Here is a 22,052-nt window from a genome sequence, read left to right as displayed (position 1 = left end):
GTGGTGGCGGCGTTCTCGGACACCGTCACGTCGGCGGCGTGGCGCGCCGAGGCCACCGCCTGGATCACCGCCGCCCTCGCCCGGGACGGCGTGCGCGTGGTCGCCCCGCCCGAGCAGCCGCGGGTGCGGCCGTGGTCCACGCAGCTCGTCGTCGCCACGGACGCGGGCCGCTACTGGTTCAAGGCCACCTGCCGCTCGTCGTCCTTCGAGCCCGCCCTGCAGGCGCTGCTCGCCGAGGTCGCCCCCGACGCGGCGGACGCCCCGGCGGCGGTCGACGCCGACCGCGGGTGGATGCTCACGGCCGACCGGGGCGCCACGCTGCGCGAACGCCGGGAGCCCACGGCGGCCGACTGGGGCGCGCTGCTGTCGCGGTGCGCGCACCTGCAGCAGACCCTCCTCGGGCGCGGGGACGCGCTGCGCGGCACCGGGCTGCCCGACTGCTCCCCCGGCACGGTGGCGGCGCGGCTCGACACCGTGCTCGACCTGCTGGAGGGCTTCCCGCCCGGCCACCCCGCCCGGCCGGACGACGGCACGGTCGCGCGCCTCCGCGAGGCCCGCGACGCCGTGGCGGCCGCGGCCGCCACCCTGGCGGCGAGCCCGCTGCCGAGCAGCCTGCAGCACGGGGACCTGCACCCGGGCAACGTCTTCGAGGTCGACGGCGCCCTGCGCGTGTTCGACCTCGGCGACGCCCAGTGGGCGCACCCGCTCGAGGTGCTCGAGGTGTCGTCCGCGGTCGCCCGCGACGCGGGCACCGACTGGGCGCCGGTCGAGCGGGCGTACCGCCGCGCGTGGGACGGCTGGTGCGCCGCCCAGGGTCTCCCGCCGGTGGGAGCGGCCGACGACGCGCCGACGTGGGACGACCTGCGGCGCGCGGCCGGCGTCACCCACGCAGTCAACCGGGCCTGGACGTGGTGCGGCGCGCTCGCCGAGGCCACCGAGGCCGAGTGGGCGGACTGGGGCGAGGCGCCCGGCCGGCACCTGGCGGCGCTGCTGGACCTGGTGCCGGGCCCTCAGACCTGACAGACGCCGCACCAGAAGAGGTTGCGGCCCGCGAGCTCCTTGGTGAGCACCGGGGCACCGCAGACGCGGCACGGCAGCCCGTCGCGGTGGTACACGTAGAACGACGCGTCCCGGGGCACCGCGTCGGCGTCGCCGTCGGTGTTCTGTCGCGTGACCCGGCCGCCGCCGCCGTCCGCCACCCGGTGCTCGGGCCGGGTGGTGACGATCGCCCCGCGGTCGGCGCCGTCGCGCATGAGCACGACCAGGTCGTCCCAGACCTGGGCGAGCACCGCCGCCGGCACGTCGCAACCCGGGCGCAACGGGTCCACGCCGGCCCGGAACAGGGCCTCGGCCCGGTAGATGTTGCCGACGCCGGCGATCACCGCCTGGTCCATGAGCTGCTGGCCGACCGTCACGCGCGAGCGCCGCACGCGCTCGACGAACGCCGTGCGGGCCGCGTCACCCCCGTCGCGGATGGGATCCGGCCCGAGCCTCGACTCGACGGCGGCCTTCTCCGCGCCGGTGAGCACCTCGCACGCCGTCGGCCCGGTGAGGTCGGCGACGGCGTGCGCGCCGAGCAGCCGCAGCCGGACGGCGCCGCGCGGGGCGGGCGCGACCCACTCCCCCGCGGCGTCGACGTCGGGGTCGCCTCCGTCGTCCGGCGTCGACTCGCGCTCCCCGATGCGACGGCGCGGCGCGCCGATGGCGTGCACCACGTCGGCGCTGCCGTCGCCGGCGAACGACCACGCCCCGTACAGGCCGAGGTGCACCCGCAGCCAGCGCACGTCGTCGGGCGTCCCGTCGTCGTCGGCGGGCGCGAAGGCGCAGAAGAGCTGCTTGCCCCACGCCTCGGCGGACGCCATCCGGCGGCCGTCGAGCAGCGCGGCACCGCCCGCGAACCGGCCCTGCGGGCTGGACACGGCGAGCGCCTCGCCGCCGAACAGCCCGTCCAGGGCACGCGCGAGGCGGTGGACGGTGTGACCCTCGGGCACGTCAGGCGATCGCGTCAGGCGATGGCGGAGACGTCGTGGGACGCCTCGTACGCGACCAGCTTGTCGATGCGGCGCTGGTGGCGGGCGTCGCCGCTGAACGGCTCCGCGACGAACGCCTCGACGAACGACGTCGCCTCCTCGAGCGTGTGCATCCGGCCGCCCACGGCGACGACGTTGGCGTCGTTGTGCTGACGGCCGAGCGTCGCCGTCTCCAGCGACCAGGCCAGCACGGCGCGCACCCCGACGACCTTGTTCGCCGCGATCTGCTCGCCGTTGCCCGAGCCCCCGATGACGACGCCCAGCGAACCCGGCTCCGCGACCACGGCCTCGCCCGCGGCGATGCAGAAGGCAGGGTAGTCGTCCTGAGGGTCGTACTCGTGGGCGCCGTGGTCGACGACGTCGTGGCCCGCGGCGCGCAGGTGGTCCACGAGGTGGGTCTTGAGCTCGTATCCGGCGTGATCGGCGGCGATGTGCAGACGCATGCCCACATTCTCCCTCAGGTCGTCCGCAGGGTTCGACCCGCGCCGCACGTGGGCGGCGCGCCGTAGGGTGACGCCATGACTGCCGACGCCACCGGGCTGCGGTCCGGCATCGACCTCAGCGCCCTCGACCAGGCCGTCCGCCCGCAGGACGACCTGTACCGCCACGTCAACGGGCGCTGGATCGCCCAGCACGAGATCCCCGCCGACCGCGCCATGGACGGCGCGTTCCGCGCGCTGCACGACCTGTCCGAGGAGCGCGTCCGCGAGATCATCACCGACCTCGCCGCCACGGACGACCTCGACCCCGCGTCCACCCCCGCGAAGATCGGCGCGCTGTACGCGAGCTTCCTCGACGCCGACCGCGTCCAGCAGCTCGGCACGGAGCCGATCGCCGCCGAGCTGGGGCAGATCGCCGGGGCGACGTCGCCCGCCGAGCTCGTCGACGTGCTCGGCGCCCTGCAGCGCACCGGCGGGGGCGGCGCCGTCGCGTTCTACGTCGACAACGACGCCAAGGACCCTGAGACCTACGTGACCTACCTCGTGCAGGGCGGCCTGGGCCTGCCCGACGAGGCGTACTACCGCGAGGACCAGTACGCGCCCGTCCGCGACAAGTACGCGCCGCACCTGGCGCGCATGCTGCGCCTCGCCGGCGTCACCGCCACGTCCGGGTGGGGCGCCGACCCCGAGGACGCCGCGCAGCGCGTGCTCGCCCTCGAGACGAAGCTCGCCACCCACCACTGGGACGTGGTGCGCGACCGCGACGCCGACCTCACCTACAACCCGATGACGCTCGCCGAACTCGTCGAGCGGGCGCCCGGCTTCGACTGGCGCGCGTGGGCCGCGGCGCTCGGCGCGCCCGCCGGGTCGCTGGACGCCCTGGTCGTGCGGGAGCCGTCGTTCGCGACCGGGTTCGCCGAGCTCTGGCGGACGGAGCCGCTCGCCGACTGGAAGCTCTGGGCCGCCTACCACCTCGTCACCGCCCGCGCGGCCTACCTCGACGACGCCACCGTCGAGGCCAACTTCGACTTCTACGGCCGCACGCTGTCGGGCGCGCAGGAGGTGCGCGACCGCTGGAAGCGCGGCGTCGCGCTCGTCGAGCGGGCGCTGGGCGAGGCCGTCGGCGAGCAGTACGTGGCCCGCCACTTCCCGCCGGAGCACAAGGAGCGGATGGACACGCTGGTGGCGAACCTCGTGGCCGCCTACCGCGAGTCCATCGAGGCGCTCGACTGGATGACGCCCGAGACGAAGGTGAAGGCGCTCGCCAAGCTGGAGAGGTTCACGCCCAAGGTGGGCTACCCGGTGAAGTGGCGCGACTACTCCGCCCTCGAGGTCGACGCCGCCGACCTGGTCGGGAACGTGCGCCGCGCGCACGGGTTCGAGCAGGACCACGAGCTCGGCAAGATCGGGCGTCCGATCGACCGCGACGAGTGGTTCATGACGCCGCAGACCGTCAACGCCTACTACAACCCGGGCATGAACGAGATCGTCTTCCCGGCCGCGATCCTTCAGCCGCCGTTCTTCGACCCCGACGCCGACGACGCCGTGAACTACGGCGGCATCGGCGGCGTCATCGGGCACGAGATCGGCCACGGCTTCGACGACCAGGGCTCCAAGTACGACGGCGACGGCCGCCTCGAGGACTGGTGGACCGAGTCGGACCGCACCGAGTTCGAGAAGCGCACCCAGGCCCTCATCGCGCAGTACGACGCCTTCCGCCCGGCACAGCTGCCCACCGACGGCCCGCACGTCAACGGCGCGCTGACCATCGGCGAGAACATCGGCGACCTCGGCGGGCTGTCCATCGCGATCAAGGCGTACCGCATCGCGCTCGGCACGACGCTGGACGACGCGCCCGTCGTCGACGGCCTCACCGGGCTGGAGCGCGTCTTCCTCGGATGGGCGCAGGTGTGGCAGTCCAAGGGCCGCGACGAGGAGGTGGTGCGGCGCATCGCCACCGACCCGCACTCCCCCAACGAGTTCCGATGCAACGGCGTGATCCGCAACATCGACGAGTTCCACGCGACCTACGGCGTGGGCCCCGACGACGCGCTGTGGCTCGCCCCCGACGAGCGCGTGCGCATCTGGTGACCCGTCCGGGGAGCTGACGCGACGAAGCCGCCGGCCGTGGTCACGGTCGGCGGCTTCGTCGCGTCGGGGCGGGACGCCTCAGCTCGTGCCGATGCCCGCCCGGGCGAGGGAGAAGCCCTTGCCCGAGGGGTCGTGCGTGCACGACATGCCGGTGTCCTCGCTGCGGCACGTGAAGTCGCCCTCGGTGATCGAGTCGCCGTAGTCCAGGTCGTCGAGGTCGTCACCCGCCTTCTTCGGCTGCTGGTCCTGGGGGACGCACGGCTGGGCGACCGTGCCCTCGCCGTCGATGGTCACCACGTACCCCGTCGTGCCGTCGCAGCCCTCCGTCGGGGCGGGCTGCTGGTTGAGCTGGGCGATCCCGCAGGACACGCCGTCGGCGTAGATCGAGCACGTGATGTTCTTCGACGGCGCCGCGAACCGCGCCAGCACCTCGCCCTGCATCGGCGCCTCCTCGGACGCGGACGCCGACGGCTCCTGCGAGGCCGCGGGGGCGCCGCCCGCCTCCGGGACCGTGGGCGACGGCGCGCCGAACATCTGCACGGCGAGCACCACCATCGTCACGATGAGCACCACGTCGACCGCGATGAACGCGATCCACCCGGCCGAGAGCCGACGGCGCCGACGCGGCGGGGCGGGCGGGGGCGGCGGCGCGCCGACCGGCGCCGGCGCGGCGTACCCGGCGGGAGCCTGCGGCGCCGGCTGCGCGTAGACCGGCTGGTGCACCTGGGTCGCCGCAGCGGCCGGGGCCGGCGCGTACGCGGGCTGGGGCGCGTACGCGGGCTGGGGCTGGTACGCCGGCTGGGCCGCGTACGCGGGCGGGTAGGGCGCGGGCTGCTGTCCGGACGGCACGGCCGGCGGCAGCTGCTGGGTGTGCTGGGCGGCCGGCTGGTACGCGGGCTGCGGCGGCGACACCTGCGGCGCCGTGGCCCCGGCGTCCGGTGGCGGGGGCACGGGGGCGTGCACCGTCGCCGCCCCCGCGGGGGGCGTGACGGGCGCCGGCGCCGTGACCTGCTGCAGCGGCACCTCGGCCATCGGGTCGGCGGCGGGGCGCTGGTACGCGGACGCGACGCGGCGCACGCCGGCGGCCGGCGACGACGGCGACACGGTCGGTTGCACTCCCGGCGGCACGGTCGACGGCCTGCCGTCGGACCCCGGTGGGGGCGGCGGAACGGTGCCGGACATCTGGACTCCCTCCAGTCACTCCTCGGGCGTCGCGCGGCGGGTGACCGGCACCCGCACGGCGGCGACGCACCGGGCAGGATGTCACGATCGGGTCTCGACGGTCGAACCCGCCCCCGTGCGTCCCCAGCGGGAGGCCGGGAATCCCGTGCGTCACAGCAGGCCCGAGGTGGCATCATCGTGCGCGAGCCTGCGCGCCCATCACGCGCCGCACCATCTTGAGACGAGGGAGAACCCGTGCCCGGAGAGAACCTGACCCGCGCCGAGGCGATCGAGCGCGCCGACGTCGTCACCGACGTCGAGTCGTACGCCGTCGACCTCGACCTGACCACCGGACCGACGACGTTCGCGTCCACGACCGTCATCCGGTTCTCCGCCACCCCCGGCGCGAGCACGTTCGTCGACCTGGTCGCGCCGTCCGTGCGCGAGGTGGTGCTCAACGGCGTCGCCCTGGACCCGGCCGAGGTGTTCGCCGACTCGCGCATCGCGCTGACCGGCCTGGCCGCCACCAACGAGCTGCGCGTCGTCGCCGACTGCGCCTACATGAACACCGGCGAGGGCCTGCACCGCTTCGTCGACCCGGTCGACGGCGAGGTCTACCTCTACACGCAGTTCGAGGTGCCCGACGCGCGCCGCGTCTTCGCGACGTTCGAGCAGCCCGACCTCAAGGCCCCCTACCGGGTGACCGTGACCGCACCGGCCGCGTGGCAGGTCGTGTCGAACCAGCCCACCCCGGAGCCGACCCCGGCCGCGCACGCGACGGACGCCGACGTCCCGACCGCGACGTGGGCGTTCGAGCCGACGCCGCGCATCTCGTCCTACCTCGTGGCCCTCGTCGCCGGCCCGTACGCCGTGCAGCGCGGCGAGCTCACGTCGTCCGACGGCCGCACCATCCCCCTCGGCGTCTTCTGCCGCTCCTCGCTCGCCGAGCACCTGGACGCGGACTACATCATGGAGACCACCCGCAAGGGCTTCGCGTTCTACGAGTCGACGTTCGGCGTGCCGTACCCGTTCGACAAGTACGACCAGCTGTTCGTGCCCGAGTACAACATGGGGGCGATGGAGAACCCGGGCTGCGTCACGTTCACCGAGTCGTACGTCTTCCGCTCCCAGGTGACCGACGCCGTCCGCGAGCGCCGCGTCGTGACGATCCTGCACGAGCTGGCCCACATGTGGTTCGGCGACCTCGTGACCATGAAGTGGTGGAACGACCTCTGGCTGAACGAGTCGTTCGCGGAGTACGCGTCCACGCTCGCCACCGCCGAGGCCACCGAGTGGGAGGCGGCCTGGACCACGTTCTCCGCGATGGAGAAGACGTGGGCGTACCGCCAGGACCAGCTGCCCTCCACGCACCCGATCGTCGCCGAGATCCGCGACCTCGAGGACGTGCAGGTCAACTTCGACGGCATCACCTACGCCAAGGGCGCGTCCGTGCTCAAGCAGCTCGCGGCGTGGGTCGGCCGGGACGAGTTCCTCTCCGGCGTCTCCGCGTACTTCCGCAAGCACGCCTGGTCCAACACGGAGCTGCGCGACCTGCTCGTCGAGCTCGAGGCGACCAGCGGCCGCGACCTCACCGCGTGGTCGAAGGCGTGGCTGGAGACGGCGGGCGTGAACACGCTGCGCCCCGAGATCGCCGTCGACGCCGAGGGCCGCATCACCGGGTTCGCCGTGCTGCAGTCGGCCCCCGCCGACTACCCGACGATCCGCCCGCACCGCCTCGGCATCGGCTTCTACGACCTCGTCGACGGGGCGCTGACGCGCACGCACCAGGTCGTCATCGACGTCGACGGCGAGCGCACCGAGGTCGCGGACCTCGTGGGCCGCGAGCGCCCCGCGCTCGTGCTGCTCAACGACGAGGACCTGGCGTACGCGAAGATCCGCCTCGACGAGGAGTCGCTCGCCGCGGCCGTCGAGCACCTGTCGCGCATCACCGACCCGCTGGCCCGCTCCCTCGTGTGGGGCTCCGTGTGGGACGCGGTGCGCGACGGCGAGACGCCGGCGTCGGCGTACGTGGACCTCGTGCTCGGCAACATCGCCGCCGAGACGGAGTCGACGACCGTGCGCACCACGCTGAACCAGCTCGGCCTGGCCGCCCGGTCGTACGTGGCGCCCGAGCGTCGCGCCGCCACCCTGGCGCGCATCGGCGACCGGCTGTGGGACCTCGCGCAGGAGGCGGACGCGGGCTCCGACCTGCAGCTGCAGCTCGTGAAGTTCGTCGCGCAGCTCGCGTCGACGCCCGACCACGTCGCCCCGCTGCGCGGCCTGCTCGACGGCTCGGTCGCGCTCGACGGCCTCACCGTGGACACCGACCTGCGGTGGGAGCTGCTGGAGAGCCTCGTGCTGCTCGGCGCGGCCGACGGCGCCGAGATCGACGCGGCGCTCGCGCAGGACGACACGGCCACCGGCCGGCAGGCGGCCGCCCGCGCCCGCGCGGCGACGCCGACCGTCGCGGGCAAGGAGGCCGCGTTCGCCTCCGTCGTCGACCGGACGGACGTCCCGAACGCGATCATCCGCTCCACCGCCGCCGGCTTCGTGCACGTGACCGACCCGGCCGTGCTGGAGCCGTTCGCCGCCCGCTACGTCGACGCGCTGCTGCCGATCTGGACCACGCGCAGCTACCACATCGCGGAGGAGCTCATCGAGGGGCTCTACCCGGCACCCCTCGCCTCGGCAGCGCTGCGCGACGCCGTCCGCGGCTGGCTGGACGCGCACGCGGACGCCCCCGCGGCCCTCCGCCGCATGGTCGTCGAGCAGCTCGCCGGCACCGAGCGCGCGCTCGCCGCGCAGGCCGTCGACGCCTGAGTCCCGGCACGGAACGCGGAACCCCGCCCGGTCACGTCGACCGGGCGGGGTTCCGTCGTCTTCGGGACGGCGGGTCAGCGCGCCGTGCGCACCGCCTGGACGAGGGAGCGCAGGCGCGCGTTGTCGAAGAGGTCGTCGACCAGGACGACGTTCCCCGACCCGTCGGCCAGCGGCACCTTCCAGTTCGGGTACTCCTGGTCCGTGCCGGGCTGGTTCTGCGTGCGCCGCTCGCCGACGGCGTCCGTGAGCTGCACGCCCACGAGGGCGGCCGGCGTCCTGCGCAGGTACCGGTGCAGCCCCTCGACGATCTCGCGCTCGGACGGGTGGTCGGAGACCAGCCCGCGCATGGCGAGGGCCAGCACCGTCTGGTCCCGCTCGGTGCGGGCGGCGGCGCGCAGCTCCTGCGCGTCGCCGGCGAGCAGCCCGAGGCGCTCGCGCAGGTCCACGTGCTCCCCGGCGAGGTAGCCGGCGGCCGGCGGCATGTCGTGGGTGCCGACGGTCGCGAGCGACGCCCGGCGGTACTTCTCCGGCTCCAGGGGGCGGCCGTCCTCCTTCTCGAACCAGAGCACGGAGGTGCCGAGCACGCCGCGGTCGGCGAGCTCGTCGCGCACCCACGGCTCGAAGACGCCGAGGTCCTCCCCCACGACGACGGCCCCCGCGCGGTGCGCCTCCAGGCACAGGATGCCGAGCAGCGCCTCGTGGTCGTACCGCACGTAGGCGCCGACGGCCGGCGAGGCCCCCTCGGGCACCCACCACTGGCGGAAGAGCCCGAGCACGTGGTCGACCCGCAGCGCGCCCGCGTGCCGCAGCGCGGTGCGCAGCATGTCGCGGTACGGCGCGTAGCCGGCACGCGCCAGCGCGCGCGGGTTCCACGGCGGCTGCGACCAGGCCTGGCCCTGCTGGTTGTACATGTCCGGGGGCGCGCCGACCGAGACGTCGCGGGCCAGCACGTCGCGGTGCGCCCAGGCGTCCGCGCCCTCGGGGTGCGCGCCGACCGCCAGGTCGTGCATGATGCCGATCCGCATCCCCGCCTCGCGCGCCACGCGCTGCGCGGTCTGCTTCTGCTCGTCGGCCACCCACTGCAGCCACACGTAGAACTCCACGCGCTCGGCGAGCTGCTCGCGCAGCGCGGCGACGGCGGGGGACGCCGGGTCACCGAGCTCGTCCGGCCGCGGGCGGGAGCCGAGGTGCTCGACGATCGCGCACCAGGTCGCGAAGTCGCGCAGCCCGACGCCCTCCTCGGCGACGAACTCCTGGTAGGCAGCCTCCCGCGCGGCGCGCCGGGGCGCGGTGAACACCACCTCGAGGGCCGCCTTCTTCGCCTCCCACACGGCGTCGCGGTCGAGCGCGCCGGGGTCGGCCACGAGGTCGCGCACCGGGTCGGCCGCCCACTCCACCAGGGAGCGGTCCGCCGCCGACAGGTACGCCGTCTCCGGGATGTCCTCCACCCGCACGTACAGCGGACTGAGGAAGCGCCGGCTTGTCGGCAGGTACGGCGACGGGGTCAGCGGCGTGACGGGCTCCGTCGCGGACAGCGGGTTGACCCCGACGAAGTCCGCGCCGGCGCGGTGCGCCGTGAGCCAGGCCAGGTCGGCGAGGTCCGCCAGGTCGCCCACGCCCCACGACGTGCGCGAGCGCACCGAGTAGAGCTGGACGAGGAAGCCCCACCACTGGTCGTCCTCCAGGCCCGCGGGCAGCTCCAGCCGGCGGGGCGTGACGACGACGGTGGCGCGCGTCTCGTGCCCCTCGGTGAGCGCATGCAGCGAGTGCCAGCCGAGCGGCAGGTCCTGCGGCAGGGCGAACGTCGCCCGCCCCACCCGACGTCCGTCCACCGCGCGCGGCTCGACCAGGACGTCGAGCTGGTCCAGGTCGCGACGACGGCGCACCGCGTGCTCGCGCGCCGCGGGCTCCGCGCCGTCCAGCTCCAGCCACACGTGCACCGCCGCGCCGTCCGTGACGTGCACCGGGACCTGCGTGCCGGCGCCCTCGCGCACCACGACCGTGGGCGGCAGGACGGCGCGCCACTCGTCGTCGTGGGCGCGCTGCAGGCTGTGCGTCACCTGCTGCGACGTCCCCGCGGGCACGCCCAGCGCACCCAGCACCGCGACGAGGGTCGACGCCGGCGCGACCACCACCTCGCCGCCGAAGCCGTGGTGCTCGCCGAGCACGCCGTACGCCTCGGCGAGCTCGCGCAGCTCCGCGCTCGGCCCGTCGGTGCTCGGCTCGTCGGTGTCGCCGCCCTCCAGGGCGGGTCCGTCGTCCGTCGTCGTCGCCGGAGCGTCAGCCACCGACCCGGGCTCGTCGGCACGCGCGTCGTCGACCGTGCCGCCCGTATCGTCCCGGGAGTCGTCCGGGATGTCGTCGCGGGCGTCGTCCGAGGTGGTCGGCTGGTCCTTGCTCACGGAGACGATCCTGCCATCCCCCGTCCCACCAGGCCGTCCGCCCACGCGGCACGACCTCACGCCCGCGGACGTTTCGTCGAGGCCCGCCCGCTCGCTACCGTGGGCGGGTGACCCCCGTGATCTCCACGCTCCGGACCGCTGCCCCGACGGCGGTGACGCCTGCGCCCACACCCAGCCCGAGCGCGACGAACACCGAGTCCGCCGTCGAGGACACCATCAAGGCCGCCGCGGACGCCGGTTCGTCGTTCTGGGAGTGGTTCACCGGCTGGCCGCTGCAGATCCTCATCATCCTGGCGATCGGCATCGTCGTGCTGGTGCTGCTGCGCCGCGTGATCGCGCACGTCGCGGAGCGCATCGCGACCGGCGCGGGCACGACCACGACCGAGACGTCCCCGGCCTGGCGCCGCTACCTGCAGCGCACGCCGTTCGTCGAGGACGCGATCGCGATGGCGAACCCGCTGGCCAGCCAGCGGCGCGCGCAGCGGGCCCGCACGGTCGGGTCGGTGCTGCGCTCGACGGCGAACATCTTCATCGGCACGATCATGGCGCTGATGATCCTGCAGGCGCTCGGTCAGCCCGTCGGCCCGCTGGTCGCCTCCGCCGGCGTCGTCGGTGTCGCGCTGGGCTTCGGTGCGCAGAGCCTGGTGAAGGACTTCATCTCCGGCGTCCTGCTGCTGGTGGAGGACCAGTTCGGCGTCGGCGACGTCGTCGACCTCGGCTCCGGCGCGACGGGCACGGTCGAGGAGGTGCAGCTGCGGGTGACTCAGGTGCGCGCCTTCGACGGCACGCTCTGGTACGTGCGCAACGGCGAGATCCTGCGCGCCGGCAACATGACGCAGCAGTGGTCGCGCGCCGTCGCGGAGGTGCGGGTGCCGCTGGAGGCCGACGTCGACACGGTGCGGGTCGCGCTCGGCCGCGCGGCCGACGACGTGCAGGCCGACCCCGAGCTGTCGCCGCTGCTCCTCGAGGCGCCCTCGGTGCGGGGCGTGGACGCCGTCAACGACATCACCATGTCGTTCACGCTGCACGCGCAGACCCGGCCGGGCGACCAGTGGGAGGTCTCGCGCGAGCTGCGCCGCCGCGCCCAGGAGGAGCTGCGCGCGGCGGGGGTGCTCGTGCCGTCCGCCGACGCCGAGCCGGCCGTCCTCGAGCAGGAGACCGAGGCCTGACCAGGCGCGGGTGGGCGGGACGGGACGGTCAGGAGACGAGCAGGGGGTCCATCTGAGCGGCCAGGTCGTCGGCCTCCGGGCCCACGATGACCTGCACCACGCGACCGGAGCGCACCACGCCGAACGCGCCCGACGCCTTGAGCCCCTGGTCGTCCACGAGGGCCGGGTCGCTCACCTCGACCCGCAGCCGCGTGATGCAGGGCTCGAGCTCGACGACGTTCCGGCTGCCGCCGAGCGCCGCGAGGATGTCGTCAGCCTTGTTCGGGGCGATGGTCATGGGGGCCTCCCGTGGAATGCGTCGTTGCAGGTCCGTGACCAGCCTAACGCTCCCGGGGCCCGAGCGGGAGGAGCAGCACCGCGGGTGTCTGGGAGGATGGCCCGGTGACGGACCAGACTTCACCCGCGTCGCCTCTCGAGCCATCGCCCGAGTCGTTCTACGACGCCGTCGGCGGGCACGCCACGTTCGAGCGACTCGTCGACGTGTTCTACGAGGGTGTCGCCGCGGACGAGGTGCTGCGCCCCATGTACCCGGAGGAGGACCTCGGGCCCGCGAAGGTGCGGCTCACACTCTTCCTCGAGCAGTACTGGGGCGGCCCGACGACGTACAGCCAGCAGCGCGGCCACCCGCGCCTGCGGATGCGGCACGCGCCCTTCAAGGTCAACCCCGACGCCCGCGACCGCTGGCTGGCGCACATGCGCGTCGCCGTCGACGCGCTGGACCTGGCGCCGATCCACGAGTCCCAGCTGTGGGACTACCTGGAGCGCGCGGCGTACAGCATGATCAACACCTTCGACGAGTGACACCTGGACCCGTCCGGTGACCCACCCTGCGACTCGACCTGGAGTGCGTGTGAGCGAGACGTCCACCACCACGCCCGCCCCCGCGGGCATCCCCGACGCCCTGGACCGCCTGCTGTCGGCGCTCGACCTGCGCGAGGTCGACGGCTGGGGCCCCCGCGGCGAGGACGACCTGTGGCGCGGCGACAGCGTGCCCGGCCCCGGCCGCCGCGTGTACGGCGGCCAGGTGCTGGCCCAGGCCCTGCTCGCGTGCGGCCGCACGGTGGACGACGACCGCCTGCCCCACTCGCTGCACGCCTACTTCCTGCGCGAGGGCGCGCTGGACACCCCGATCGACTTCGCCGTGGAGCGGTTGCGCGACGGGCGGTCGTTCAGCGCCCGGCGCACGCACGCCATCCAGCACGGCAAGCCGATCCTGTCGCTGACGGTGTCGTTCCAGACCGACCAGCCCGGGTACGAGGCCGCGGAGCCCGCGCCGGCCGGCGTCCCGGCACCGGAGGACGTCCCGTCGGCGATCGAGGTGCTCCACGGCATCGACCACCCGGCCGCGAAGTTCTGGTCGCACGAGTCGGCGTTCGACCTGCGGCACGTGGGCGGCTCGTTGTACCTGGGCCCCGACCCGGAGCCGAAGCCCACCCAGCAGGTGTGGGTGCGGGCCCGGCACGCGATCGCGTCGGACGACCCGCTGCTGCACCGCGCGCTGCTCGCCTTCGCGTGCGACCAGGTGATGCTCGAGCCGGTGCTGCGCCAGGCGGGGCGCTCGTGGATCGACGTCGGCGGCGCCGTGCCGATGGCGAGCCTCGACCACGCCATGTGGTTCCACCGCGACGCGCGCGCCGACGACTGGCTGCTGTACGTCCAGGAGTCGCCCGGCGCCCAGGGCGGGCGCGGCCTCGGCCTGGCCCGCGTGTACGACCGCGAGGGCCGGCTGGTGGCGAGCATCGCGCAGGAGGGCATGATCCGGCTCCCCGGCTGACGTCCGCGCGCCTCCCCGCGGCGCTGCGGGGAGCGCGCCGTCGCCGCACACTGTGCGCGTGCGACTGCGCCGCGTCTCCGCCTCCTCCCCCGGCTACTCGCGCCGCGCGAAGGGCGACGGCTGGGCGTTCCTCGACGTCGACGGGGCCCTGCTCGACGACGAGGCGGAGGTGGCGCGGTGCACCCGGCTGGCGGTCCCGCCGGCCTGGACCGACGTGTGGATCTGCCGGTACCCCGACGGTCACCTCCAGGCCTTCGGCCGCGACGACGCCGGGCGCGGCCAGTACCTGTACCACGAGCAGTGGCAGGCGAGGCGTTCGCGCCGCAAGCACGACCACGTGCTCGACGTCGGCCGGCGGTTGCCCGCCGCCCGCGCCGGGGTGACGCGCGACCTGGGCCGCGACGGCGTCGGGCGCCGTCGGGTGCTGGCCCTCGCGTTCCGGCTGCTCGACGACGCGTACTTCCGCGCCGGCGGGGAGGTCTATGCGGCGAAGCACCGCAGCTACGGCCTCGCGACGATCCGCAAGGAGCACGCCACCGTGCGGCGCGACGGGAGCGTGCACTTCCGGTACCCCGCCAAGTCCGGGCAGCTGCGCGACGTCCTCGTCGAGGACCCGCTGGTGGCTTCGCTCGTCACGACCCTCAAGCGTCGGCGCGGCGGCGTCGACCTGCTCGCGTGGCGGGACGACGACGGGGCGGGCTGGCACGACGTCACCAGCGCGGACGTGCAGGCCGCCGTCAAGGAGCGCCTCGGCGAGGACGCGACGCCGAAGGACTTCCGCACCTGGCACGCCACCGTGCTCGCGGCGCGCGCCTTGGCCGACGCCGGCGCGCCGCCGCGCTCGCAGCGGGCGCGACGGCGGGTGGTCGCCCAGGTCGTCCGTGACGTGGCCGACGAGCTCGGCAACACGCCGGCCGTCGCCCGCGCGTCGTACGTCGACCCGCGGCTGGTCGACCTGTGGGAGCACGGCGAGACGATCGGCCCCACCCGGACGCGCTCCGCCGCCGAGCGCGCGGTGCTGGACCTGCTGGGCTGACCGCGAGGGAGTACCCCCTCGGCGAGGAGGTACTCCCTCGGCGGGGTCAGCTGCAGGGCAGCGGGCCGTCAGCCGGCGAGGTGCCGTTGGCGACGAAGCCCACCGTGGCCTGCGCCCCGGCGGCGAGGTCGGCGTTCCACGCCGCCCCCGTGATCGTCCCGCCGGACAGCACGCCGCCCCACAGGTTCGTGGTGGACAGCCCCGCCGGAGCGGTCACCGCCCACCCCGGGGCGCCGTCGTCACCCGCGGTGACCACGATCTGGCCCTGGTACCCGCCCGACCACGAGTTCGTCGTCGAGTACACCGCCGTGCACGCCCCGTCCGTCGGGTCCGGGCCGCCGTCGTCCGGACCCGTCGTCACGCTCACCGGCGCCGACGCCGCCGACACGTTCCCCGCCGCGTCCCGCGCCGTCACCGTGTACGAGTACGCGGTCTCCGGCTCGAGCCCTTCGTCGACGAACGACGTCGCCGCGGCGCCCACGGAACCGACGACCTCGCCGTCCCGGCTGACCTGGTACCCGGTGACCCGGGTGTCGTCCGTCGACGCCGACCAGGTCACCTGCACACTCGTGCCGTCCGCGGTGGCGGTCACGCCCTGCGGCACGCTCGGCGCGGTGGTGTCGTCCGTCGGGACGTCCTCGCCGAACAACCGGTCGTAGTCCGCGAGCGCGGTCGCGACCGCCGTCTGCGCCCAGAACCGGTGGTAGGTGAACTCGGGCGCGGGCCCGCCGTCGAGGTGGTCCTGCACCTTCTGCCACTGCGGGTCGTCGGTGTAGAACGACCGCAGGTCGAGGAACGAGGCGCCCGCCCCGATCTCGTCGCCGTTCGGCATGGTGCCGGTCCAGCCCTCCGGCACGTACACGCCGTCGCCGTCCGCGGAGGTGAGCACGTCGTCGAACCGGGAGTAGTCGGCGCGCGTCTCCGTCGTGGCGACGCCGAGCGGGTCGCTGTTCTGGGTCCAGATCGCGTCCAGCAGGTCGTGCGCGACCTGCTGGGCCTGCGCGTGCTGCTCCCCCTCGCCACCGGCCGCGTAGTACATGAGCGACCGGGCGAGCGCGCCGGCGACGCCGACGTCCTGCCCGTAGCCGGTGACCTCGACGGAGAGGCCGGCGTTGTCGCCGGGGTCCGCGGCGTCCCAGTCGTCGGGCTGACCCGACCAGGCGAGGTTCGACGGGATCTGCCACGAGTCGTCGGTGATGGTGATGTGGTCGATCACCCACGGCACCCACTTGTCGAGAACGGCCCCGGCGCGCGCGTCGCCCGTCTCCTCGTACAGCTGCGCGATGCGCTCCACGCCCCAGCCCTGCATGCCCATCCACTGGTTGGAGGGCGGGTCGTGGTAGACCGGCGCCTCCTGGTAGGCCATGCCGTAGAAGGTCGCGACGTCGTCGGGCCGGTCGGCGTAGTGCCCCTCCCAGCTGTTGGTCGCGCCGCCGGCGATGCCGCCCTCGGGCGCCTGGAGCCACTGGAACAGCTCGAGCTGGCGGTCGAGGCTGGCGGCCCAGTCGTCGGACGCCGTCGGCGACGCGGGCTCGAGGTCCGGGTCGTTCGACAGCGCCCACGCCGCCATCGGGTTCTGGTACCCGAAGTGCGCGTGGCTGGAGCCGATGCGCCACGCCCACGGCGAGGCCGTGTCGAGCGCGCCGCCCCAGGCGTAGTACCAGGACAGCAGGTAGTGCGCGCTGTCGCGGCCGGTGCCCGCGGGGCACGACGTGGACTCGCAGCCCGGCGTCTTGAAGTACTTGTCGAACAGGGCGTAGCGCAGGTAGTCGCCCATCTTGGACGCCTTGCCCACCGTGTCGGCCACGGCCTCGGGCTGCCCCTGCTCGGCGGCGAACTTGTTGGCCCAGTAGGCGGCCTCGACGGCGCGCGCGTCGGCGTCGGGCGCGTTGGTGTACTTCCACTGCTCCGCATACGACGCGTCGCCGGTGAACAGGTCGAGGTAGCCGTTCTCGCCGCCGTAGGAGAAGTCGTCGATCGACGGCTGCGGCACCGTCTCCCACACCGACTCCTGCGGCCCGCGCTGGAAGGTGTTGATGTACGACGTGCCCTCGTGGTCCGGCCCCAGCAGCTCGGACGAGCCGGGCGCCGCACCGAAGCCGTACACGTTGTCGACGTCGGCGAGCCAGTGCATCCCGTACACCTCGGGGGTGCCGTAGGTGGACTCGAGCTCCGCGCCGATCGGGTCGCGCCCGACCGACACGCCCGTGTCGAGCGGGGAGGGGTACCGGCTCGGGTGGTCGAACTCCGGGGCGTAGGTCGCGGGCTTGGCCGGGTCGTACGCCGCGTTGGTCGGCTGGTTCTCCGTGGTCGGGATCATGTACTGCTCGAGCGTGTCCCAGGCGTGGTTGAACGGTTCCCAGTCGCCGGTCACCTGCCCGTAGGACGTCTCCAGCCACAACCAGAACGAGTACGCCTCGCTCGTGGTCTCGTGCCCGTAGTCGGGGGCCTCGACCATGAGCGTCTCGACCGCGTGGTACGGGATGCCCTGCGGCGAGAAGTAGCCGTTGGCCGGGTCGTGGATCTTGTCGTAGAGCTCCAGGAACCGCTGCGTGTACTCGCCGTCGACGAGCAGGGTGCGCTCGGCCGGGGCAGCCGCCGCGGCGGCCGGCCCGGAGGCACCGGGCGCGCCGAGCGCCGCCGCGGTCGGGCCGGCGGCGGCGAGCGCGGCCAGCGCCGCGAGCGCGGCGCCCGCGGCCACGACGCGTCGCGGCCGCCCGCCGGGGCGTGATCGGGCCGGACGTGATCGGGCGGCGCGTGGCTGTGGTGCGGGTGTGCGTGACGTGCGTGACGTGCGTGACGTGCGTGACGTGCGTGACATCGTGCGTGCACCTCTCATCGTCGGGAGGCTCGCCCCGCCCCGCGGTCCGCCGGCGGCGACGGGGGCGTCGAGCACCCCCGAGGCTCGTCGCGGCTCCACGGCCCCGGCAACGCACGGAAACGTTTCAGGTGACGCTCAGGCGCGCCGGGCGGTCGGGGCCGCGCGACGGCGCGCCAGCCGGTCGCCCGCCCGCCGCAGCACCTCGATGGCGTCGCCGCCGCCCGCGGACCCGTCGTCGTGGGCGGGCTCGGGGTGGCTCGTGCCCGCGGCGTGCTCGACGACGGCCTGCGCCCCGAGCACCGCCCGCAGCCGGGCGAGGCGATCCCGGGCCGCGACGGCGTCCGCGCCGTCGAGCAGCACGACGACGTCGCGCGGCGCCGGCCCGTACGCGCAGTCGTCGGGCTCCAGCTCGCCGTGCAGGCGGCGCAGCGCCAGGGCGGTCGGCGGTGCGGGGAACCCGACGCCGAGGACCTGCCAGCCGTACGCCCCGACCCGGCGGGCGCGGGAGATCGCCCGCTCGAGCCGGTCGACGAACAGCTCGCGGGCCACGAGCCCGGTGCCGGGGTCGACCAGCACCCGCTCGCGCAGCTCGCTGCGGAACAGGGTCACCTCCGAGACCACGGCCATCGCCCCGACCATGCGCGCGGCGCGGCCCCCGGCGTCGTGCACCGTGACAGCGCGGCAGCGCACCGTGACGTGGCGACCGTCGGCGACGCGGATCCGGTGCTCGACGTCCAGCGGCTGGTGCGACCCGGACAGCTGCGCGGCCACCGCGGACTGCACGCGGCGGACGTCGTCGGGGTGCACGCGACCCAGCCACTCCTGCGGGTCGTCGCCGACGCCGGCCGGGTCGCACCCCACGATGCGGGCCCACGCGTCGGAGTAGCGCACGCGGCCCGCCTCGACGTCCCAGTCCCAGGTGCCGTCGTGGGACGCGATGGACACCAGCGCGGTCCGCTCGTGCCCGGCGGCGACCTCGAGCGCCAGCACCCGCTCGCGCTCCGCGGCCTCTGCCAGCTCCCGGCGCTGGGCCTGCAGGGCGCTGAGGGTGTCCTCCGCGTCGAGGGCCACGCCGAGCATGGCCGCCCAGTGGTTGTATCTCGCCCGCGTGCTCGTGGCACGGGTGTCGACGAGCCCGCTCACCACGAGCACGCCCCGGTCCGAGCTGCCGAAGCCCACGGGCACGACGACGGTCGGCGACGCCGGGTCCACGAGCTCGGGCGGAGGGAACTCCTGGGGCGGGTACGTCGCACCGACCAGCCGTCGCGGACCGGTCGCGCCCCCGCGCGCGCCCACCACCTGCAGCGCCCGCCCGCCCGGGACGTCGGCGTCGTCGACCCAGAGCGCGAGCGCCGCCACCCCGCCGTGGCCGCGCGGCAGCCAGTCGAGGCTGCGCAGGGCGTCGCCGTCCGCCCGCATCATCTCGAGGTCCACCTCGTACTGCTCGGCGAGCTCGCGCTCGAGCCGCCCGGCCCGGCCCAGGGTGCCCGCGACCGTCCCGCGCGCCAGCGCGACCACGACGTCGCGCACGGTCGTCTCCAGCGCCGTCCGGCGGGCGGCCGGCCCGAGCGCCGTCCCGCTCCGCGCGGCCTCCGCCCCGCCCTGACCCGAGAGGCGGCGCGCGGCCGCGCGCCGGTGGCTCCGGACGGTCCTCGCCGCCTCGACGTGCAGCGCGGGCACCAGCTGCTCGAGCGCGTCGGGCGACGGGCGCAGCCGGGCCGTCGCGTCGGCGAGCGCGCGCAGCGCCGGCGCCGGGGCACGCAGCCCGCGGTCCGCCGCGGCGGCCAGCACCTGCCGCACGGCGGCGACCCACACGTCCCGGCCGTGCTCGCGCGCGAGCACCACGGGCGCCACGTCGTCCAGGCCGGGGTCCGCGCCCGTCGTCGGGCCGGACGACGTGCCGGGCGCGGAGACGGACGCGCCGTCGAAGGTGCCGGACGGCAGGTCCGCACGCCCGTCGGGCTCCGGGCAGCCGCTCCGCCCCGTCACGACGACGTGCCCCCGCGCGCCCGCCTCGCAGCCGCAGGACTCGCGCAGCACCAGCGCCGAACGCCCGAGGCGGTGCTCCCCCGTCACCCGCTCGCCGGCGATCATCGCCAGCACGAGCTGGGCGGCGCGCTCACCGACCGCGTCGTGCAGCAGGTCCACGGTCGACAGCCGCGGGCGGATCCGCGCCCCGAGGTCGGAGTGGTCGATCCCGACCACGGCCTGCGCCTCCGGGAGCGGCAGGCCCTGGGCGCGCAGCCCGCGCATGAAGCCGACGGCGTTCCGGTCGGTGGCGGCGAGGGTGGCCGTCGTCGGCAGCGTCCCGTCGCCCGCCTCCACCAGGCGCCGCGCGACGACCTGCGCCCCGGCCTCCTGGTTGTCGCGGGTGCGGTAGAGCCACTCGGCCCGGGGTTCGATGCCGTGCGCCAGGAGCGCGTCCCGGTACGCGTCGTACCGCTCGCGCGTGTCGGTCTGGTCCGCGGCGCCGAGGAAGCCGATGCGCCGGTGGCCGTGCGCGACGAGGTGGTCGACGACGGCCCGCGCCGCGCCGGAGTTGTCCGGACCGAGGCTCGGGGCCGAGACCCCCTCCACCGGGCCGACCCCGACGAGCACCAGGGGCGTGCCGGCGTCGTGGATGTCGCGCAGCGTGTCGTCCTCGAGCGCGCTCGTCACGACGATGAGTCCGTCGCACCGCGACCCGCCGACCAGCGTGCGCCGGCGCGGCACCGCCGGGAACTCGGCCCGGTCCAGGTCCGCCGGGTAGGTCTGCAGCGCCACCACCCGGTGCCGCCCGGCGCGCAGCACCCGGGCCGCACCCGCCAGCGCCCGCCCGAAGTAGTACCCCCCGAGCACGGGGCTGACCACCCCGATCGTCCGCGGGCCGCCGACGGGGCCCCTTCCCTGAGCACCGACCGTCGTCATCCGTACCACCGTCCTCGCCGTCGAGTACCGCGCACGTTCCCGGGTGCATTCTGCACCGATTCCCGGCACAGTGTGGGAGCGTGACCACGCCAAGCCGCACCGGGCCCGTGCCCGCCGTCGGCGCCCGACGCATCACCATCACCGACGTCGCGCGCGCCGCGGGCGTCTCGATCGCCGTCGTCTCCTACGCCCTCAACGGGCGCCCGGGGGTGTCCGACCGCACCCGGCGCCACGTGCTGCGCACCGCCGCGGACCTGGGCTGGCGCCCGAGCGCCGCCGCGCGCTCGCTGCGCTCCGCGCCCCACAGCGTCTCCGTCCAGGCGGTCGGCCCGGCGGACGCCGCGCGGGCCACCGCCGTCGCCCTCGGCCTGCGGTCGGCGCTCCAGGTGGGTGACGACGCGCCCGCCACCGACGTGGTCGTCGACGTGGCGCCCGACCGGGACGCCGCGGCCCGGGACCTCGAGCACGCGTGGACGGAGCGGCGCCACGCCGCGTTCGTCGTCGCGGGGCTCACGCGCGACGACCCGCGTGCCCGCGCCGCCCGTCACGGCGGCGTCCCCCTCGTGCCGCTCGCGCCGTCGCGCGCGGCGGGACCGGGTGCCGCGGCGGGCGCGGTCTGGTTCGCCGGGGACGCCGACGAGCGGGCCGCGCGCTACCTGCGCGAGCTCGGGCACGCCCGGCTCGCGCTCCTCGCACGGGACGCCCACGAGGACCGGTCGGCCGCCCTGCTCGACGCGCTCGACGCCCTCGACGAGGCGCAGGCGGGCCTCCGCTCGCGCGTCGCGGCCACGGTCGAGCGGGTCGAGTACCGCACCGTCGAGGACGCCGCGGCCGGCGCCGCGCGGCTTCTCGCCACCGAGGACCGCCCCACGGCAGTCGTCGCCGACGGCGACGTCGCGCTGCTCGCCGTGCTCGAGACGGCCAGGCAGCGCGGCCTGAGCGTGCCGTGGGACCTGTCCGTGCTGGTGCTCGAGGACTCCGCGGTCTGTCGCCTGGTGCATCCCGCCGCGACCGCGGTCGCCCGCCCGTGGGAGGAGCTCGGTGCCGCGGCCGCCGCCGCCGTGCGGCCCCTGCTGGGTGGCGGGGAGCCGACGACCACCGACGACCACGACGGACGAGCCGGTACCACGGTCCCCGTCGCCCGGCTCGTCATGCGGGGCTCCACGGCGCCCGCCCCCGCCTAAACGTTTCGCGCCCTGTCCCGTGGCGCCGGCCGTTGCCAGGTTGGGGTCGTCGGCGCCGACGGCCCGACGTCCGGTGTCCCGGGGCGGTTGCGCCCGCCACGACGGCCCGGGCACCTGACGATCCAGGAGGCTCCTGTGCGATCAGCTTGGGAACGGCGCAAGGGCGCGCCGCAACGGGGACGGCAACGGAGACTGCCACACGGCCGTGCCACCGCCA

General features: G+C 75.3%; 15 protein-coding genes. 8 read left to right on the top strand and 7 right to left on the bottom strand.

Translation table 11 applies throughout. The features are described 5' to 3' along the window. The gene (locus tag ACFQ8E_RS06775) at positions 1-1,020 is read left to right on the top strand and encodes a phosphotransferase (protein ID WP_430549810.1); all 1,020 of its coding nucleotides are present in this window, start codon (positions 1-3) and stop codon (positions 1,018-1,020) included. On the opposite strand, the gene ACFQ8E_RS06770 is transcribed toward ACFQ8E_RS06775, so the two are convergent. Together ACFQ8E_RS06770 and ACFQ8E_RS06765 are read right to left on the bottom strand one after the other, a co-directional pair. Further along, on the bottom strand, positions 1,011-1,991 hold the full coding sequence (locus ACFQ8E_RS06770) for an Fpg/Nei family DNA glycosylase (RefSeq protein WP_430549809.1): 981 nt from the start codon (positions 1,989-1,991) through the stop codon (positions 1,011-1,013). The two genes, ACFQ8E_RS06775 and ACFQ8E_RS06770, sit on opposite strands and share 10 nt — an antisense overlap. Before the next feature lie 14 nt (positions 1,992-2,005). Then, the gene (locus tag ACFQ8E_RS06765; protein WP_430549808.1) at positions 2,006-2,473 is read right to left on the bottom strand and encodes a ribose-5-phosphate isomerase; all 468 of its coding nucleotides are present in this window, start codon (positions 2,471-2,473) and stop codon (positions 2,006-2,008) included. Between the two features lie 75 nt (positions 2,474-2,548). Here ACFQ8E_RS06765 and ACFQ8E_RS06760 point away from each other — a divergent pair, with 75 nt between their 5' ends. Further along, positions 2,549-4,561 carry a M13 family metallopeptidase gene (locus tag ACFQ8E_RS06760; RefSeq protein WP_430549807.1) on the top strand — a complete coding sequence of 671 codons (2,013 nt, stop codon included), beginning with the start codon at positions 2,549-2,551 and terminating at the stop codon, positions 4,559-4,561. A 78-nt stretch (positions 4,562-4,639) separates the two neighbouring features. On the opposite strand, the gene ACFQ8E_RS06755 is transcribed toward ACFQ8E_RS06760, so the two are convergent. Then, complete coding sequence (locus ACFQ8E_RS06755; RefSeq protein ID WP_430549806.1) at positions 4,640-5,677, bottom strand: hypothetical protein; 1,038 nt, start codon at positions 5,675-5,677, stop codon at positions 4,640-4,642. A gap of 300 nt (positions 5,678-5,977) precedes the next feature. Between ACFQ8E_RS06755 and pepN the strand changes: the two genes are divergently transcribed. Continuing rightward, the gene (gene pepN / locus ACFQ8E_RS06750) at positions 5,978-8,542 is read left to right on the top strand and encodes an aminopeptidase N (protein ID WP_430549805.1); all 2,565 of its coding nucleotides are present in this window, start codon (positions 5,978-5,980) and stop codon (positions 8,540-8,542) included. 74 nt (positions 8,543-8,616) lie between these two features. Here the strand turns inward: pepN and malQ are convergent, their stop codons facing one another. Continuing rightward, the gene (gene malQ / locus ACFQ8E_RS06745) at positions 8,617-10,788 is read right to left on the bottom strand and encodes a 4-alpha-glucanotransferase (RefSeq protein ID WP_430549942.1); all 2,172 of its coding nucleotides are present in this window, start codon (positions 10,786-10,788) and stop codon (positions 8,617-8,619) included. A gap of 263 nt (positions 10,789-11,051) precedes the next feature. On the opposite strand from malQ, the gene ACFQ8E_RS06740 reads away from it, so the two are divergent. Beyond that, positions 11,052-12,113 (top strand): mechanosensitive ion channel family protein, encoded by a 1,062-nt coding sequence (locus tag ACFQ8E_RS06740; RefSeq protein WP_430549804.1) that lies wholly within the window; start codon positions 11,052-11,054, stop codon positions 12,111-12,113. Between the two features lie 28 nt (positions 12,114-12,141). On the opposite strand, the gene ACFQ8E_RS06735 is transcribed toward ACFQ8E_RS06740, so the two are convergent. Beyond that, positions 12,142-12,390, bottom strand: a complete 249-nt coding sequence (locus ACFQ8E_RS06735; RefSeq protein WP_429728304.1) for a glucose PTS transporter subunit EIIB — start codon at positions 12,388-12,390, stop codon at positions 12,142-12,144. 104 nt (positions 12,391-12,494) lie between these two features. Here ACFQ8E_RS06735 and ACFQ8E_RS06730 point away from each other — a divergent pair, with 104 nt between their 5' ends. Genes ACFQ8E_RS06730 through ACFQ8E_RS06720 form a run of 3 tightly spaced genes read left to right on the top strand, consistent with a single transcriptional unit; the run spans position 12,495 to position 14,923 of the window. Next, complete coding sequence (locus ACFQ8E_RS06730) at positions 12,495-12,914, top strand: globin (RefSeq protein WP_430549803.1); 420 nt, start codon at positions 12,495-12,497, stop codon at positions 12,912-12,914. Positions 12,915-12,963: 49 nt separating this feature from the next. Continuing rightward, entirely contained in the window at positions 12,964-13,887 is a 924-nt protein-coding gene (locus ACFQ8E_RS06725; protein ID WP_430549802.1) for an acyl-CoA thioesterase, read from the top strand. 58 nt (positions 13,888-13,945) lie between these two features. Then, the gene (locus ACFQ8E_RS06720) at positions 13,946-14,923 is read left to right on the top strand and encodes a DNA topoisomerase IB (protein WP_430549801.1); all 978 of its coding nucleotides are present in this window, start codon (positions 13,946-13,948) and stop codon (positions 14,921-14,923) included. A gap of 46 nt (positions 14,924-14,969) precedes the next feature. On the opposite strand, the gene ACFQ8E_RS06715 is transcribed toward ACFQ8E_RS06720, so the two are convergent. Further along, complete coding sequence (locus ACFQ8E_RS06715) at positions 14,970-17,624, bottom strand: glycoside hydrolase family 48 protein (protein ID WP_430549800.1); 2,655 nt, start codon at positions 17,622-17,624, stop codon at positions 14,970-14,972. A gap of 255 nt (positions 17,625-17,879) precedes the next feature. Then, complete coding sequence (locus tag ACFQ8E_RS06710; RefSeq protein WP_430549799.1) at positions 17,880-20,651, bottom strand: substrate-binding domain-containing protein; 2,772 nt, start codon at positions 20,649-20,651, stop codon at positions 17,880-17,882. A gap of 80 nt (positions 20,652-20,731) precedes the next feature. Between ACFQ8E_RS06710 and ACFQ8E_RS06705 the strand changes: the two genes are divergently transcribed. Beyond that, positions 20,732-21,835, top strand: coding sequence for a LacI family DNA-binding transcriptional regulator (locus ACFQ8E_RS06705; RefSeq protein ID WP_430549798.1), 1,104 nt, complete (start codon positions 20,732-20,734; stop codon positions 21,833-21,835). The last annotated feature ends 217 nt before the right edge of the window (positions 21,836-22,052 follow it).

Origin of the sequence: Isoptericola sp. NPDC056573 (assembly GCF_042793335.1) — a bacterium.
Classification (GTDB): domain Bacteria; phylum Actinomycetota; class Actinomycetes; order Actinomycetales; family Cellulomonadaceae; genus Isoptericola.
Note: the sequence above shows the minus strand (reverse complement) of the source record. Positions and strands in the feature narration are given on the sequence as shown.